Genomic DNA, 14,991 nt, shown 5'->3' with positions numbered 1-14,991 from the left:
CGCGAAAATCTCGGGGGGCGGCCGATTTCCGGTTTGGTCGCCTCAAACTTTGAAGGCGCCCCCGGCCTGCCTCAGCGCCGCCATCGCCTCGGCGTGATCCCATACGGCTGCAATCGCCTCGGGCGTGCGCGCTACCCCGTCCGGGTCTGCCAGCGCGGCGATGCGGGCTGCGTGAAAGTCCAGATCGCGGGCGGGATCGTCGGGTGTCACTTCAGGATCAGAAGCGCGCACCGCTCCTAATCTTCCTAATCCTCCTAATCCTGCCCCTTCGGACGCGCTCCGATTAGGACGATTAGGAAGGTTAGGACGGGTTTGCCGGTTCTGCGCGCGTTCAAGCGCCGCCTTGGCGTCGAAGGCAAAGCCAGTCATGACTCTGCCTCCCGCACGATCCGCCACGCTTCTTTGCGCGGCTTGCCTGCCACCTCCGCGCCGTTGTCCTCGATCAGCCAGCCGTGCGCCTGTAGGCGTTGCAGCGCCTTGCGTGCGCGATCTGTCACCTTGAACGGTCCACGCTGCGCGGCGATGCCCGCCGAGATATGCGGTTCGCCCCATGATCCCAGCAGCCAAAGGCGCATCCGTTCCGCGTCGGCCACCTCGGGCGGCACGATTGCAGCATCCGCGAGGCGCGCAGCCTCGTTCGCGTAGAAGGTCGCAACCTCGATTGCCCCGGCCATCATCTCGCCCGTCACCTGCGCCGCGTCCGGGTCCGCGTAGATGGTCAGCACCGCCGCGAGGCGGGCCGCGTGCTCTGCGGTCTTGCTGGCGAAGGCGCGCGCATCCTCGAAAGGTCCGCCCGGCCCCTGCGCCTTTTCCACGTCCCGCGCAAAGGCGGTCAGCACGTCCCGCGCGTCTCCGGCTAAGGGCAGGACCGGCGGCGCGAGTTCGTTGCGCTTGTCATCCGCCAAGGGCAGATCGCGAGACAGAAGCGACCGGATGCGGGCGGCAAAGCTGGCAATCTCGGCCTCTGCGGCGGCGTCCTTTTCCATGCGCAATCGGGTGCCGATCCGCGAGGCCGGGCGGCACGTCAGGAAGCGGGCGAGAAGCCCTTGCCCGTTCGCCATCGGATCCGACAGCAGCGCCTCCGCCGCGACCGGCTGGACAAGGATATGTGCCGAAAAGCGCCGCCCGGTGTAGCTTTCCACACCATCGCCTGCGCGCCACCTGTCGAGCGGTGATCCGTCCCACATGGCGCTGAAACTGGCGCATGTCGCCAACTTGTTCTCGGCCTTCATGCTGTGCCCGCCGATCAGCGCGCCGCCTTCCTCTGTCATGATCCCGAGGCTGGCGCGCAGTTCGGGCAAGTGCTTGGTGATCCCCTCGATGGTCGGCGCGCTGGCCACGATATGCGGTTTCAGCGGCGCGGGCGGCTCCGGCCCCAGGTCTTGCAGATCGGCCCGCTTTGCGGCGCTGTCGGCTTTCTTGTCCCCCACGATCTTCGCGCGGGTGGCCTTCCATACCTCGTGCGCATCGCGCCAAAGGTCGCGCGCGATATCGTAGTCGGTGCGCAGATCGGCCTCGAAGTCCCGCACGCCCCGCATGGCGAGGCGGTCGGCAGTTGACTTGCGTTCGCCGCTCTCCGCCACGGTCAGCAGAAACAGGCTTGCGGGCGCGGCGCCGTTCAGTGTTTCCGCGTCCCTATGCCCCTGCGCGGCCAGTGCCGCCGATGCCAGGACGGATGCCGCGCACATGGCAACGGGTGCCTCGGTCGCGCGGGCGATTGCCTCTGCCGGTTCGCGCAGCGGCCCCAGCGCAGCTACCGGAAAGGGCGCAGCCTCGGGCATGTCGCGGATCAAGGGCGTCGGGCCTTCGGGCGTGAATGGCGTTGCTTCAACATAGGTCATGCACCACCGCCTTTCCGGCTAGGATATCGTTCCAGTCGCGGCCCCGAGGCGCGGGCAACATGGATACCTGCCAGCCGAGTCCATGCGCGCGCTCGGCCAGATCGCGGCCAGCATCGGCCCCGGCGGAGTCGCCATCGGTCGCGATGGTCAACCGTCCCGGCGATGGTGGCAGGCGCAGCCCGCGCATCCCGCTTGTCGAAAGCGCGGCCCAGATCGTCGCAGGGTGGCCCAGCAGCCCGCTTGCGAGGCTCAGGCCGGTCTCGATGCCCTCGGCCACCACAAGCGGCCCCTGCGCCTCTGTGAGCCTCACCGCGCCGCCTGCGGTGCTGCCCAGCATCAACTTGTTGCCACCGTCGAGACTGGCCTTGCCGGTGCCGTCCGGGTGAAGGAAGGTTCTGTGGATCGCGAAAGTCTCGGCCCCGTCGATCCTTGCGACCAGCGCCGGGTGCCGCTTGGCAGTCGGTCCATGCCAGCAATCGGGATGAAAGCGCAGCGTCGAAGGCAAGGCGCAGGTGATTCCGCGCCCACGCAGATAGGTTTCCGCGAGGGTATCAGCGATCGGCAATGACTCTTGCCAGCACCGCTCGGCCTGTCGTGCCCGTTTCTCGGCCTGCGCGCGTTCTTCGCGGTCACGCTGCGCGATGATCGCCGGATCGGGCGGGCGATAGTCACCGGATCGGATGCCCGCCGCCGCGAGAATATCCGCGAAGTCGCAGCCGGTTTTCTTGCAGTTCAAGAGCAATTTGCCATCGCGGCCATCGGCCAGGGTGAGGGCGTTCTGCCCCTTGCGCCGCTCCGGCTGGCAACATGGGCAGGGCGCGGTGCCATAGCGGCGCAGCCACTTGCCCCCAAGGTCTTTCGTGATCGTTGCGGCGTCGGTCATGCGCTGGCCCTCCGGTCGAAGGGCAGGATTTCTGCCGTCACCAGTCGCCAGCCTGTCGCCCAGGCTACGCCCTCCGCGAAGGCGATAGCGTCGGCCCGGTCATTGAAGCCGCGCAGGCAATGCCCGCTGTCCCGGTGCCCGTCCCATTGCATCACGATGAAGGCGTGTTGATCGTCCCATCCGGGATAGATTTCTAGTTCAGTCATATGCTCGTTCCTCTACTTGCCCGAGGCGAGCGGCGGTGCTAGAATACCCCAAAGCTGTCCCGCTTTGTGACTATCTCGAAAGCCCGCGCCGTTCGCCCCGGTGCGGGTTTTCACTTTTCGCCACGCGCGGCGGCGATTTCCTCGGCCGTCATCGTTTCGGTGATACCGCCAAGCGAAACCCATTCCGCCGTCCGCGTGCGGTCCAGTTCTTCCAACTTGGCAAGCGCCAGGTTGTGCATGACAAGCAGGGCGTCGGCCTCGGGCGTTCCCGTGACGTGCGCGCGCTTTTCTTCGGTCAGAAGCTGCGCCGCGACCAGAATGCCGCGAAGTTCAAGCAGCCGGTCGTCGGTCGCCTCGTGGGCTTCGCGCTGGTGCCTCAAGACATTGGTCATGCCGCCACCTCGCGCGCTTCCAGCCATGCGACGACATCGACCTCGCGCCAGTAGCGGCGGCGTCCGATATATTGCGGCTTGGGGAAGTCCAGATCGGGGTTGTTGATCCAGCGGTGCAGCGTCATCGCAGAGATATCGCCGCACATCTGCTGCACCGTGCCCGCCGGTATCCGGCGGTGCGGGTTGCAGGTGTCGTGGGTGCTGTTCATGGCCAAGGCTCCTTTTGGATTGTGCCTTGGCCTTCCCTCTGTCGGGGTGTTCGCGGCCAAGGCGGTTACGACTTGGCCTAACGTTGGCAATTATGTTCTGTTACCGATCAGGGGTGTGTCGCAACTTTTTGCAATGCCGATACCATAGCGCCCGGTTCGCCTCCTTGCTCTTACCAAACCCTCTCTTGGCAGTGAAGGCCGATGCATCAGAAATGGAATATCCTTCTGCTCTCAAACGCGCCATTTCGGAAAGAACAGATTTTGTATGCGGCGCGAAATCACCACGCCGCTTTTCAGCGCCCTCGTTAGATTTGACTGAATATTTATGCCCCATTTCAGCATAGCTGAGCGCAATCCGCCGCACGTCAATTTCGGACTGATATAGCCCAAGGCGCATTGAGTGATGAAACACCGTCAGCAGATCATCCTTTTCTAGATGGTCCTCTATCGCCTGAAGCGAGAAAGCCATCTTTCCAAGGAAATAGGCCTCGCTCAGCGCAGGTGCGGCATCTTCGATCCATATGAAAGACCAGCGGAACATTTCGCCGTCCCCCACTTCCTCGCGCCCCTCGATAACGCGCCAGCCCTGACCAAAGGCGCCCCAGTCGGCTTTGTCTTTGGATACGGCCAGGCGCACACAAGACGCTGGCCAGCCCATGCCCTGAAGGCCGGCATCGACAAGGGATCGGATCTCGGAGAGCTCATCCAATATGCCCCACCCTTTCGGCTTCGCATTCAAGGTTCGAGCCCAAGCCTCAGCAGTTTCTTCCGGGGTCTCAGGGTGCCAAACGTCTCTCCCGACCGTCCCAAGCGCATCCGAGGCAATGATCCAGCGCTCGCGCTTCATCCCGCCACCCCCTCGATCTGCACCACGTTATCTGCCCGGCCTTCCACCAGATCGGCCACCAGCCGCGCCCAAGCGTCCAGCGCGGCCCGCTTTTCGTCGGCATAGTCGTGCCTCTGATACACGGCCACGATCCCGCCGCCGGTGCCTGAGACGTGATTCAGCACCGCCTCGGTGACGCGCACCGGGATGCCAAGCCGCGCCATGCCCGTTGCGCAGGTCCGGCGCAGGTCGTGGAAGGTCCAGTGCGGGATTTCCACCGGCTCGCCCGTTTCCTTGCTGGCAATCTCGGCCATGCGTTCGGCAATGTGATTTCGGCCCTTGTGATAGCCGCTGACAGGGCTTTGTCCTGTCGTGGTGTATATATACCCGGCGCGGCTCTCGACGCGCTCCACGCCCGCCAGAACGCGGCGCGCGGCCTCTGACAATGGCACGGCATGGGCGCGCCCGTTTTTCGTCCGCTCTGGTGGCATGTTCCATGTGTCGCCGCTGATTTCCGCGTCGGTCATCCCGGCAACCTCGCCAAGCCGCTGGCCGGTCAGCAGAAGGGTTTGCCCGAAAGGCCCCCAAGGAAAGCCCAGATCATCGCAGGCGCGCCAGAACCAGCGGATTTCGTCGTCGCTCAGAACGCGGTCGCGGCTCTTTTCCTTGGCCACCGGCTTCACGCCCTGCGCCGGGGATACCTCGATCACGTCGCGGTCAAGGCACCAGTTGAAGAAACCGGACAGATAGAGGCGCATCCGGTTTGCCGTGGTGATCCTGCCCGAGTCCGCAATCGCGTCCAGTAGATCGCGAATGTCTCGCTTGGTGATTTCGTGAATGTCGTGATCGCCGTAAGCGGGCAGAAACTCGGCTTCCAAGCGCCGCTTTACCTCGCCGCCGGATCGCAACCCGGACAGGTGCCGCTGGGAGTATTGGTCCACCAGCGTCTTGACCTTGTCGCGCTCCGATTGCTGCGCCTCGATCCGCTCGGCCTTGGCCTTCTTCTTGGCCGCGCCGGGGTCGTTGCCATGTTCCACCGCCTCGATCGCCTCGGTCGCGGCGGTGCGCGCGGCAGCAACCCCCATGATCGGCCACTTGCCCAATGTCAGCTTCTTCGGCTTGCCAGCGTAGCGGTATCGCAACGCCCAGGATTTGGCCCCGCTCGGCTGCACCACGAGATACAGCCCGGCAAGCGCGGGGTCGGGGATTTCGCAGCGGCTGGTGTCGGGTTTGACGGCTTCAACCGCCTTGGTCGTGAGTGCCCTTGCCATAATCAGTTTGTCCTTTGGGGTAACACTAGGGTAACGGATTTCGGTGATTTCCACCGTTACCCCAAGTTAGCAACAAGGCATAACATTGCAAGGAAAGTCTTGGGATGTATCAGGTTTTTCTGTGTAGATAGTTTTGCATTGCTAGGCTGCGTTTGACGCCAGAATTTGATTTGTAATCAGTGGGTCGGGAGTTCGAGTCTCTCTGGGGGCACCAAAAATTCAGCCAACGAAAACGGCAGTTTGCGTGGGGCGTGAAGGTGCGATGCAGATGGCGCTGTGGGCGGATTGGTGGCGCTGGGGGCCTCATGGAGGACACTTTGCATTGGTCTCAATGCGGCGGTTTGAGACTCAGGCGCTGGGCGAGGGCCTCAACCGGGGTTGCGGTGGGCTGAGTGCGGGCCGGTGGCGAGCGGTTGCAGGTGCGGCATCTGGTCAGCAATCCAAGCCGATTTACACATTCCGAATTTGAAATATCGCGCGGCGCGGCGGCCCCGTGCAAGATCAGGAATCAAGGAAAGGACCCTCGACCGCACGCCCCGGTGCCAGGGTGGGCAGGGCAGCCCGCAGGAGGGTAGGAGCGGGCGCAAGAGGGCCGCAGGGGCGATCGGCTGGGCGCCGGGCTGCCAGACACCGCAGCCGCATTCCTCGCCCCGCTCAGCGCGTCCAGCGGAAACGATATGGAAATGCGGGGCGGCGCGCCGCTGGGGGCGGCGGGTGAGGCTGGGGAATGCGGCTGCTATATCGAAACGCGGTGCGGCCCTTGGCACGGCGGTGCGGGCGATGTCGGGGTTGATGCGGCGTGCGGTGCGTGCTGCCGTGAAGGTGCGAGGCGCTGGGGTGAAAAGCGGGCGGGTCCCTCTTGGGCCTTTATCCTTTCACGGGGCCGCCGCCTTCCGCCATGCCGCTGAGCGAAACTAAAAAAAGAAGCCTAACAGCGGATTGCGTCTGCAGCTTGCGGTCCTTCGATGTCTTTGCAGATGGGCGTGGCGAAAGCTCGGAGCCAGCGCCCCCGCAACACATTCATGCCTGGCGGTAAATGACGCGGTGCGTCGACACGAGGGGCGGGAAGCGGACCTTCGCTGCCTTCGCCACGAGCGTCAGCTATCCACAGAAACGATCCATCTTCGGGAGCAGTGTCGTCGGTGTGCCGATGTTGCCGGAGCTTCTGGGCCAGATACCCGCCAACAAGTATGTCGGGCCAGTCATTCCAGGCAGCGCCTACAATCCACGCAAGTGCCATAACTTGTCTCTTACCGAGGCGAACATGCGGTCATTCCAGCTCGCAGCACCTTGATCGGTCCGGGGCTTTGGACATTCCTAGGCCAGGCTCGGCAGCCACAGGACGATCGCGGGAAAGGCCACGAGCAAACCGATGGTCACGGCATCGGCGATGAAGAACGGCATCACGCCGCGGAACACGTCCTGCACGCTTAGGTCCGCGCGTACGCCGGCCACCACGAAACAGTTCAGGCCGATGGGCGGCGTGATGAGACAAAACTCGGCCATTTTCACCACGAGGATCCCGAACCAGACCGCGCACATCGGCCCCGACATGCCGAAGGTGCTGTCGGCGGCCGAGACCATCGCCCCACCATTGAGCGCCATCACCGCCGGATAGACCACCGGCAGCGTCAAAAGCAGCATGCCGATTGCATCCATGAACATGCCCAGCACAGCATAGGCCAGCAGGATGCAGATCAGGATCAGCATCGGCGACACTGTAAGCGAGGTGATCCAATCGGCAAAGGCCGTGGGCAGATCGGCAAAGCCGAGGAACCGCACGTAGATCAGCACGCCCCAGATGATCGTGAAGATCATCACCGAAAGCTTCGCCGTCTCAAGCAGGGCATCCCGCAGCTCAGGCCAGCGCATGCCGCGATAGAGCGCCATCAGGAACACCACGAAGGCCCCGATGGCGCCGCCCTCGGTCGGTGTGCCCCATGCATCGCCCCCGAACGGGTTGTAGACGAAGAAGATGATCGTCACGACGACGAACACGATGGGCAGCGCGGGCGGCAGGGAAACCAGGCGTTCGCGCCAGCTAAAGCCGCTGACCGGCGGGCCGAAGCCCTTGATCGTTAGAGCGAGCCCGATGATGAGCGCCCCGTAGACAAAGGCCGAAAAGACACCGGGGACGAACCCCGCCAGCAAGAGCTTTCCCACGTCCTGCTCGACGATGATCGCGTAGATCACCAGAATGGCCGAAGGCGGAATGAGCGAGGCCAGCGTGCCGCCCGCCGCCACGACACCGGCGGCGAAGCGCTTGTCATAGCCGATCCTGAGCATCTCGGGGATGGCGATCCGCGCGAAGACGGCCGCCGTCGCCACGCTCGCCCCCGACACGGCGGCAAAGCCGGCCGTGGCGAAGACCGTCGAGACGGCAAGCCCGCCCGGCACCCATGCGATCCAGCGTTTCGCCGCCTCGAAAAGCGCCTTGGTCAGCCCCGCGTAATAGGCCAGATAGCCGATCATGATGAAGGTGGGGATGAGGCTGAGCGCCTGCGAACTGATCTTGGAATGCGGCACCTGACCGGCGGTCTTGACGGCCACGGTCAGCGCCCAGGCGAACTCGTCACCCGCATAGCCCTTCTTGGACCAGAATATCCAGATCAGCCCGAGCATCCCCGCGAGGGCTGCGGCAAAGGCGACGCGCATGCCCAGAATGACGACGACCAGCAGCAGTCCGGTGACGACAAGCCCGATATCTATCGGCTCCATCAGGTGAAATCCTTATTCATCGCGGCCGCTCAGCTGCGCGGCCTCGCGTGCGGCCTGCGTCGCCGTATCCTCGATCAGCGGCACCGCGACCGGGCGCTCGGCGCCGGTGATCAGTGCCCGCCCGAAGGCCCAGACCTGCAGCATCAGCCGCAGCGACAGCACGGCGAAGGCAATCGGCGCGAGGATCTTCGCCGGCCAGATCGGCAGAGCGATGTCCATGGTGCTGTCGCGGCTCCACATCGGCGCGGTCCAGTCGAAACTGCGCGCGAAGTGCGCCCATGTGCCCCAGACCAGCAACAGCATCAGCGCCAGCACCAGCACCGTCGTGATCAATTCGATCAGCCAGAGCGCGCGTCCGCGGAAGATCCCCACAAAAATGTCCATCCGGATATGCCCGCCATCGCGCTGCGTGTACGCCACGCCCATGAAGGCGATGAGCGGCATGATCTGCTCGATCCAGTCTACATAGCCGGGCAAAGGCTGATTGAGGAAATTGCGCCCGCCGACCGAAAACACCGCCAGCACCATCAAGGAGAACACCGCCAGCCCGCTCAGGAGTGCAAGCTGGCGCTCGATCCGGTATAGGCCGCGATCAATCCTGCTCAGCCGGCTGTCATCGGACAGGACAGAGGCTGCTCCGGCCATGGCTCACTTCCTCCTCGGGTCGTTGAACCACGGCCCGTGACGCATGCGCCACGGGCCGCGACGCGTCGGCTCAAGAGCCGCCCTTGATCTCTGCCAGCGTGTCGGTGGCAAAGTCATAGAGATCCTGCGCGGGCAGGCCACGATTGCCCATGTCCTCGATCCAGGCCTCGGCAGCCGGGCCGGCGACCGACTCCTCGAAATTCGCCAGAGCCTGCTCGTCAAAGCTGATCACCTCGATCTCGCGCTCCTCGAGCGCCGGGCCCCAGGCCTCCATCGTGTTGTTTTCGTAATGGTTGATGTAGTGATCGAGCGCCTCGTCGATCGAGCCCATCAGCGCCGCGCGATGCTCGTCGGAAAGGCTTTCAAGGGCGTCGGTATTGACGACAACGGGCAATTGACCGTGCCGGGGTTGAGGTTCGAGGTCCACCACTCGCCGTTCTCGATGGTGCCGAAGGCCATGTGCGCATGCGGGGCAAAGGCAACGGCCTTGACCACGCCGCTGTCCATCGCCTGGCGCACCTCGGTGGCCGACATCGAGGTCGGGACCGCGTCAACGGCTTCCATCGCAGCGCCGATCCCGCCGGTTGCGCGCACGCTCAGCCCGGCGAAATCATCAAGGCTGCCGGGCGCTTCGCCCAGACCGACAAGGTTGTACTGGGGCAGCGGCGACGGCATCATCAGCGTCGCGTTCCAGCGCCCGAGGTCTTCCTGCACCGCCGGATGGTCATAAAGCGCCATCGACAGTTCGCGCTCCTGCGCCAGCGTCTCGACGCCCAGGAACGGCAGCTCCAGAACCGTGATCGTCGGGTTCTTGTCGCGGTGATAGCCCGCGCAGAACTGCGCCATCTCGAAAGCCCCGATGGAGATCCCGTCGAGGTTCTCGCGGTTGTTCGACAGGCCCCCGTAGCTGATGTTGAGGGTGAATTCGCCGTCGGTCTTTTCACTCACCAACTCGGCCAGTTTTTCGACGTGCTCGGTGAAAGCGCGGCGCTTGCCCCAGAGCGAGACGTTCCATTCGGTCGCCATCGCCTCGCCGACGAAGGCAAAGCTGATCGCGGCCACGGTGGTATAACTCAGGACTTTCGGCATGGTTTCTCCTCCCAGATGTCATGCGTCAGGATATCGGCGATCTTGGGTCATACCCCGCCCGGGTTGATATGAAGAAAACCGCGCGCGTCGCAACAGCCGCCCTGCGGATATCCGCAAGGGGGCCAATGACCTGGCCCTAAAGCAGCGCGTCCTTGTCCAGCCCCAGCTTGACGATCTTCTCGTTGAGCGTGCGCCGTCCGATACCAAGCGCCTCGGCCACCGCTTCCATCCGCCCGTCATGCGCGGCGATCGCCTTGGCGATCAGCTAGCGCTCGAACGCGGCCACGGCGGCCCGCAGCGTGTCTGGCACATCATCGGCCAGCGCATCGCGGCGCAACGCCTGCGCCATCGACCCGGCGTCGCGCCGTGCGCTGAGCACCCGGCGTTCGCAGACGCTGCGCAACTGGCGCACGTTGCCCGGCCAGTCGTGCGCAAGGAGTGCCGCGCTGTCCTCGGGGGTCAGATCCGGCACGCGGGTCTCGTAGAGGCGTGCAAACTCGTCAAGGAACCGCGCCGTCAACAGCATCACGTCATCGCGCCGCTGCCGAAGTGTCGGCAAGGCGAGAACCGTGGTATTCAGCCGGTAGAGCAGATCGGCCCGCAGCCGCCCCTCCCGCACCGCCTGGTCGGGGTCCTCGTTGGTCGCCGAAATCACCCGGAACGACAGCGGCACCGGGGCCGCCGCCCCGCGCGGCAGGACCTGCTTGTCCTCGATGACACGCAGTAGCTTGGCCTGAACAGGTATCGGGCAGGAACAGATTTCATCAAGGAACAGCGTGCCGCCATCCGCGCCCTGCAAGCGCCCCTTGGCCTCGCCCTCGGCCCCGAACATCTCGGTCTCGAACCCCTCGGCGGAGAGCGCGGCACAATTGAGCGCCAGAAACGGCCCTGCAGCGTCGCCGCCCAGGTCATGCAGCGCCCGTGCCACCAGCTCCTTTCCGGTGCCGGTTTCCCCCTGCACCATCACCGCGGCGCTGCTCTGGGACAGGTCCAGCACCTCTTCGCGCAAGGACGCGGTTTCGGGCGTCTGCCCCAACAGAACCCGGTCCAACCCCGAAAGCTGCATCAGGCGCGTTTTCAGCCGCTCGGTCGTGCGCCGCATTTTGTGCTGGTCGGCGGCATGGCGCAGGATGTTCAAGAGCCGGCGCGGCTCGTAGGGCTTCTCGACAAAGCTGTAGGCGCCGCGCTGCATCGCATCCACCGCCATGGCGATATCGCCATGCGCCGAGATCAGCACAAGCGGCGGCGACAAGTCGGGGTCGAGACTTGCCAGCAAATCCAGCCCCGACATGCCCGGCATGCGCACGTCGGACAGGATCACGTCCGGCTGAAACGCCTCAAGCCGCTCGTCAAGACGCGCGATGCGCGGCAGCGCATCGACCAGCCAGCCCGACGCCTCCAGCAGGTCCACCAGAGACAGGCGCATCGCGCGGTCATCCTCGACGATCAGGATGCGGAAGGCCCCGGGGCTGCTCATGCCGCGCTCAAGGTGTTTTCCGTGCCCTCTGTCGGGATCTCGACGCGGAACATCGCGCCACCACCGACAAGGGTATCGGCGCTCAACCGACCATGATGCGCCTTGACGATGTTCGCCGAGATCGCAAGGCCCAGCCCCATGCCGCGCCCGCTCTCGCGGGTGGTGACGAAAGGCCCCTGCAAGTCGTCCAGGGTGGCCTGGCCCAGGCCGTGCCCGGTATCGCGCACTTCGACCCAGCCCATGCTGTCATCCTGCCCAAGCGTGATCCCGATCCGCCGCGCGGCGCAATCCTCCAAAGCATCGACGGCATTGCGCAGCACGTTGGTCAGAACCTGTTCCAGCCGTAGCTTGTTGCCGCGCACGAGGACAGGCTGATCCGGCTTTTCAACCAATGTCGCCGCGCCCGCCTTCGAGATATTCGGCTCGACGAGAGACAGCGCCGCCTGCACGACGGCCCCCAGGTCGACAGGCCCGAACTCCTCGGGATCATTGCGTGCAAAGAACTTCAATTGCCGCGTGATCCCCTCCATCCGGTCCACGATCCCGGAGATACGCGGGATGAAGCGTGAGGACGGTTGGTCGCCGATCTCGGCCGCCGTCAGGTGATTGCGCATCGCCGCAATCGGCTGGCCCAGTTCGTGCGTGACCGATGCCGCCAACTGGCCGAGGGCCGCCAGACGGCTGGCGCGCTCCAACTCGTCCTGCGTCCGCTTCAGTTGGCGCTCGGCGGTGCGGCGTTCCTCGATCTCCACCGCCAGCCGCTCATTGGCCTCGCGCAACTGCGCCTCCTCCGCTTCGGATCGGCGCAGGGCGGCCCCGATACGCCGCGTCCGGCGCACCTGCGAGACGAGGAAACCGGCCCCGGTGAGCAGCATCACCAGCCCTGTCAGCAACCAGCTGCGTGTGACCGCCGCGCTGTCATCGGCAAAATAGTGCAGCACCTAGTCGTGCGGCGCCACCGAGGCCGACAGGTGAATTCGCTCGGACCTTCCGATCACGGCGCGCGCCTCGCCCCGGGGCTGCCAGTCCAGAGGCGCGAGGTCCTGCCCCGGAAACTGCCGGTCTTGGGCAACTCGCGCGCGTTGATCCGGGGTCAGGTCTCGGAGGCTGCGATAGCGCCAGGCCGGATCCGACGAGAGCAGAACGATGCCGTCGTGATTGGCCAGGAAAACCTGTTCCCCGGCGGCGCGCCACGCCTCTTCAAGATCGGTAAGATCGAGCTTGATGGCGATCACCCCGGCCAGCCCGCCCTCGGCGTCGCGCACCGCGTCGGCGATGAAATAGCCGGGCAGGCCCGTGGTCGCGCCGATGCCGTAGAAGCGCCCTTGCTCGCCGCCCCGCGCCACCTGGAAATATGGGCGAAAGGAGTAGTCCTGCCCCACGAAACTGTCGGGCCGCCCTGCATTCGAGGCCGCGATCGTCGTTCCGTCAGGCCGCATAAGATAGATCGCTTCAAGCCCTGATTGCGCCGCGAAGGCCGCCAGCCTGCGGTCGAGCCGCGCAGTCGCACCGCCAGTGGCGGTTTCTATCACGTGGGTGTCGCGCGCGAGCACGTAGGTCAGGTGCGAAAAGCGCTCCAGTTCCGACCGCACGGTGCTGTGATAGAGCGAAAGCCGACCGCGCGCCTTGGCCTCTTCCTCGGATTGGAAAAAGCTGAGAGAGAGCCAGAACACGCCGATTGCCACGCACAGCGTGGTAAAGGCGGCGAGGGCAGCGGTGGTATTAAAGCGCATGGGGCAAAGGTATTGGTATTTTTGAGGGTCCGCGCAAGTCAAAGCGCTTATGCTTCGACTTGTTTGCCATCGCTGGCTCCTTGTCCGGCTCGTGAGGTCCGCTAAGAGCTCCGAGCTGTCATGCGCCGCGCTGTCCACGAACGGCAGCTCTGGGTCGGTATAAACTGTCCCAGTTGGAGCCAACTCGCTGGAAACCTCGCATCGCACATCGGTCGCCACGCACCGCTTGTCGTCCACCACCGTCTTTCGTCCTGCCAAACGCGTGCTTGACCCATTACTCAATCGTCGTTTTCCCTCCCTGCATAAGGAGACTTTCCATGCCCCAAATCATTCGTGCTCTCGCATTCGGCCTCGCCGCCGCCCCAGCCGCCGCACAGCAGACCGAGTATAGCGACGCCTCCCGTGGGACTGTCGTTCTTCCTCAGGGCGATCGGTCCTTTGCCGATGCGGTGGTTTCACGCACTGTCGGCAGCGGATCGATCAAGACTTCGGCTGCAGACCCCGCCGCCACGCTGGGCGCACCGAATTATTCCGGGGATGTGAATGACGGCAGCTTCTTATCACTCGGTTGCGACGGGAATGTGATCTTGCAGTTTGCCGACAACGCGCTGGTCGATCTGGAGGGGCCGGACCTATACGTGTTTGAGGTCGGGCCGAAAGTCGAGGGTATGTCGCTCGCCATTTCTACCGATGGCATGGATTGGACAGACATCGGCGCGATTACCGGCGGGCGTGCCGAAGTAGACATCGCAGATGCCGTGCAAGACGGGGCTGATTTCCGCTTTGTGCGTCTTGCCGATGACGGGGAGGACTGCGGAACTTCCTTTGCCGGGGCGGACGTCGATGCCGTCGCGGCTATCGGTTCCGCCTTGCGTTTCACGCTGGATGGGGCTGTGCTCTTTGCCCATGACAGCAGCGACCTCATGCCTGATGCCAAGGCCGCGCTCGACGACTTGGCCGCGCAGATCGCCGACGCCAATCTCTATGCCTTCCGCGTTGTCGGCCATACCGATGCCACCGGCAGCGATGCCTACAATCTAACACTGTCGCAGGAGCGTGCCGCGGCTGTGCGGGACTATTTCGCCAGCATGGAGATCTTAACCAACGTGTCGATTTCGTCCGAAGGTCGGGGCGAATCCAATCCGCTGGCCAGCAACGAGACAGAAGAAGGTCGCGAACAGAACCGCCGCGTGGAAATCATTGGGCGCTGATACGGCGTTGTCATGTCGTTTCGACGGCGCTTGAGGGCGACCATTAAGAATCTTGGAACGTAGAGGCTAACGTCCGCAATGCGGATACTTCCTCGCAGGAGTCACTTAGCCTCCCAATGACCGAAATGGGCCGTCCCTGAAGACGGCCCTAGTTCTTAGATTTCAATGGCCTCTCAGCTACCCCCCGAAATTCGGACACTGACATAAGCTACGATTTGCAGTCTGCTGATCTTCGACAAGAAGGAGATCAGAGATGTCGAAACGCAAGCAGCATGCGCCTGAGTTCAAGGCCAAGGTCGCGCTGGAAGCCCTGAAAGGCGAGGAGACGGCCGCCGAGCTGGCAAGCCGGTTCGGAGTGCATCCGACGATGATCCATCAATGGAAGCGAGCCCTGCTCGAAGGCGCGTCCGGCGTGTTCGAGCGCGGAGGCCGCAAGAGACCCGAGATCGACGAGGAGCAGGTGAAGGAGCTCCACGCCAAGATCGCGGGG

General features: G+C 64.2%; 16 protein-coding genes and 1 pseudogene. 2 read left to right on the top strand and 15 right to left on the bottom strand.

Annotated elements, in window-relative coordinates:
* Positions 1-42: 42 nt before the first annotated feature.
* The 15 genes and pseudogenes from BU124_RS14600 to BU124_RS15050 form a co-directional block, all read right to left on the bottom strand.
* Complete coding sequence (locus tag BU124_RS14600) at positions 43-369, bottom strand: hypothetical protein (RefSeq protein WP_143529966.1); 327 nt, start codon at positions 367-369, stop codon at positions 43-45.
* The gene (locus tag BU124_RS11445; protein ID WP_084863717.1) at positions 366-1,841 is read right to left on the bottom strand and encodes a YfjI family protein; all 1,476 of its coding nucleotides are present in this window, start codon (positions 1,839-1,841) and stop codon (positions 366-368) included. The genes BU124_RS14600 and BU124_RS11445 overlap by 4 nt, the downstream gene beginning before the upstream one ends.
* Positions 1,828-2,724, bottom strand: coding sequence for a DUF7146 domain-containing protein (locus BU124_RS11440; protein ID WP_084863716.1), 897 nt, complete (start codon positions 2,722-2,724; stop codon positions 1,828-1,830). Before BU124_RS11440 ends, BU124_RS11445 begins: the two co-directional genes overlap by 14 nt.
* Complete coding sequence (locus tag BU124_RS11435) at positions 2,721-2,930, bottom strand: hypothetical protein (protein ID WP_084863715.1); 210 nt, start codon at positions 2,928-2,930, stop codon at positions 2,721-2,723. Before BU124_RS11435 ends, BU124_RS11440 begins: the two co-directional genes overlap by 4 nt.
* 110 nt (positions 2,931-3,040) lie before the next feature.
* Entirely contained in the window at positions 3,041-3,322 is a 282-nt protein-coding gene (locus BU124_RS11430) for a hypothetical protein (protein ID WP_084863714.1), read from the bottom strand.
* Positions 3,319-3,531 (bottom strand): helix-turn-helix transcriptional regulator, encoded by a 213-nt coding sequence (locus tag BU124_RS11425; RefSeq protein WP_084863713.1) that lies wholly within the window; start codon positions 3,529-3,531, stop codon positions 3,319-3,321. Before BU124_RS11425 ends, BU124_RS11430 begins: the two co-directional genes overlap by 4 nt.
* Positions 3,532-3,631: 100 nt before the next feature.
* Positions 3,632-4,378 (bottom strand): hypothetical protein, encoded by a 747-nt coding sequence (locus tag BU124_RS14595; protein ID WP_143529965.1) that lies wholly within the window; start codon positions 4,376-4,378, stop codon positions 3,632-3,634.
* The gene (locus tag BU124_RS11420; RefSeq protein ID WP_084863712.1) at positions 4,375-5,628 is read right to left on the bottom strand and encodes a tyrosine-type recombinase/integrase; all 1,254 of its coding nucleotides are present in this window, start codon (positions 5,626-5,628) and stop codon (positions 4,375-4,377) included. The genes BU124_RS14595 and BU124_RS11420 overlap by 4 nt, the downstream gene beginning before the upstream one ends.
* Positions 5,629-6,945: 1,317 nt before the next feature.
* Positions 6,946-8,346 (bottom strand): TRAP transporter large permease, encoded by a 1,401-nt coding sequence (locus BU124_RS11415; RefSeq protein WP_084863711.1) that lies wholly within the window; start codon positions 8,344-8,346, stop codon positions 6,946-6,948.
* 12 nt (positions 8,347-8,358) lie between these two features.
* Positions 8,359-8,991, bottom strand: a complete 633-nt coding sequence (locus BU124_RS11410) for a TRAP transporter small permease subunit (protein ID WP_084863710.1) — start codon at positions 8,989-8,991, stop codon at positions 8,359-8,361.
* Positions 8,992-9,061: 70 nt separating this feature from the next.
* A pseudogene (locus BU124_RS11405) lies at positions 9,062-10,080 on the bottom strand (type 2 periplasmic-binding domain-containing protein).
* A 136-nt stretch (positions 10,081-10,216) separates the two neighbouring features.
* A complete protein-coding gene (locus BU124_RS15170) occupies positions 10,217-10,342 on the bottom strand; it encodes a helix-turn-helix domain-containing protein (RefSeq protein WP_342743744.1) in 126 nt (41 codons plus the stop codon).
* A gap of 3 nt (positions 10,343-10,345) precedes the next feature.
* The gene (locus BU124_RS11400) at positions 10,346-11,557 is read right to left on the bottom strand and encodes a sigma-54-dependent transcriptional regulator (protein ID WP_342743742.1); all 1,212 of its coding nucleotides are present in this window, start codon (positions 11,555-11,557) and stop codon (positions 10,346-10,348) included.
* Positions 11,554-12,498: a sensor histidine kinase gene (locus BU124_RS15055; protein WP_245831680.1), complete on the bottom strand. Its 945-nt coding sequence runs from the start codon at positions 12,496-12,498 to the stop codon at positions 11,554-11,556. Before BU124_RS15055 ends, BU124_RS11400 begins: the two co-directional genes overlap by 4 nt.
* A complete protein-coding gene (locus BU124_RS15050) occupies positions 12,499-13,290 on the bottom strand; it encodes a cache domain-containing protein (RefSeq protein ID WP_245831679.1) in 792 nt (263 codons plus the stop codon).
* A gap of 317 nt (positions 13,291-13,607) precedes the next feature.
* Here BU124_RS15050 and BU124_RS11390 point away from each other — a divergent pair, with 317 nt between their 5' ends.
* Positions 13,608-14,501, top strand: a complete 894-nt coding sequence (locus BU124_RS11390) for an OmpA family protein (protein WP_084863709.1) — start codon at positions 13,608-13,610, stop codon at positions 14,499-14,501.
* Positions 14,502-14,754: 253 nt separating this feature from the next.
* Positions 14,755-14,991 (top strand): transposase (locus BU124_RS15045; protein ID WP_143529964.1); only part of this gene is annotated, 237 nt, incomplete at its 3' end.

This window comes from Salibaculum halophilum, assembly GCF_002094885.1.
In the GTDB taxonomy this organism is placed as follows: Bacteria; Pseudomonadota; Alphaproteobacteria; order Rhodobacterales; family Rhodobacteraceae; genus Salibaculum; species Salibaculum halophilum.
The sequence above is the reverse complement of the archived record's forward strand: the minus strand, read 5'-3'. Positions and strand labels throughout refer to the sequence as shown.

Coding starts and splice junctions, on each gene's coding strand:
- BU124_RS14600 (WP_143529966.1), bottom strand. CDS start 369: ATGACTGGCTTTGCCTTCGACGCCAAGGCGGCGCTTGAACGCGCGCAG.
- BU124_RS11445 (WP_084863717.1), bottom strand. CDS start 1,841: ATGACCTATGTTGAAGCAACGCCATTCACGCCCGAAGGCCCGACGCCC.
- BU124_RS15050 (WP_245831679.1), bottom strand. CDS start 13,290: ATGCGCTTTAATACCACCGCTGCCCTCGCCGCCTTTACCACGCTGTGC.
- BU124_RS11425 (WP_084863713.1), bottom strand. CDS start 3,531: ATGAACAGCACCCACGACACCTGCAACCCGCACCGCCGGATACCGGCG.
- BU124_RS11410 (WP_084863710.1), bottom strand. CDS start 8,991: ATGGCCGGAGCAGCCTCTGTCCTGTCCGATGACAGCCGGCTGAGCAGG.
- BU124_RS11440 (WP_084863716.1), bottom strand. CDS start 2,724: ATGACCGACGCCGCAACGATCACGAAAGACCTTGGGGGCAAGTGGCTG.
- BU124_RS11415 (WP_084863711.1), bottom strand. CDS start 8,346: ATGGAGCCGATAGATATCGGGCTTGTCGTCACCGGACTGCTGCTGGTC.
- BU124_RS11400 (WP_342743742.1), bottom strand. CDS start 11,557: ATGAGCAGCCCCGGGGCCTTCCGCATCCTGATCGTCGAGGATGACCGC.
- BU124_RS11420 (WP_084863712.1), bottom strand. CDS start 5,628: ATGGCAAGGGCACTCACGACCAAGGCGGTTGAAGCCGTCAAACCCGAC.
- BU124_RS11435 (WP_084863715.1), bottom strand. CDS start 2,930: ATGACTGAACTAGAAATCTATCCCGGATGGGACGATCAACACGCCTTC.
- BU124_RS11430 (WP_084863714.1), bottom strand. CDS start 3,322: ATGACCAATGTCTTGAGGCACCAGCGCGAAGCCCACGAGGCGACCGAC.
- BU124_RS14595 (WP_143529965.1), bottom strand. CDS start 4,378: ATGAAGCGCGAGCGCTGGATCATTGCCTCGGATGCGCTTGGGACGGTC.
- BU124_RS11390 (WP_084863709.1), top strand. CDS start 13,608: ATGCCCCAAATCATTCGTGCTCTCGCATTCGGCCTCGCCGCCGCCCCA.